This is a genomic window from Bacillus sp. NTK074B, from assembly GCF_017303375.1.
GTDB lineage: Bacteria > Bacillota > Bacilli > Bacillales > Bacillaceae_B > Rossellomorea.
This window is the reverse complement of the sequence record NZ_JAFKOH010000236.1, coordinates 1-258: the sequence shown is the minus strand read 5'-3', so window position 1 is coordinate 258 and position 258 is coordinate 1. Positions and strand designations below refer to the sequence as shown.

General features: G+C 69.4%; 1 protein-coding gene. It reads right to left on the bottom strand.

The window, feature by feature from the left end; genetic code table 11:
- On the bottom strand, positions 1–258 hold a 258-nt coding region (locus JI667_RS22170), incomplete at both ends, for an insulinase family protein (protein WP_206858671.1).

Below are 258 nucleotides of genomic sequence, written 5' to 3'. Positions count from 1 at the left end.
CACGGTCCAGCGCGGCCTCGGCATCGTCGAGCGAGACGCCATCCACGGGCATGATGCCCAGCGTGAAGGTCCCGCTATCGAGCCCCGAGCCCGAATACCCGGCCCAGGCGCTGATCGCGATGCCCTCGTCATAGGTCAGCCGCCGCTCAAGGATCGAGGTCTGCGCACTGCCGCCCAGCAGGGCCGCAAGCACCTGATACGCCGCCGCCTGTCGCTGATCGTCGGGCGTGCGCGTCGGAGTCAGGTAGAGCCGGTGCA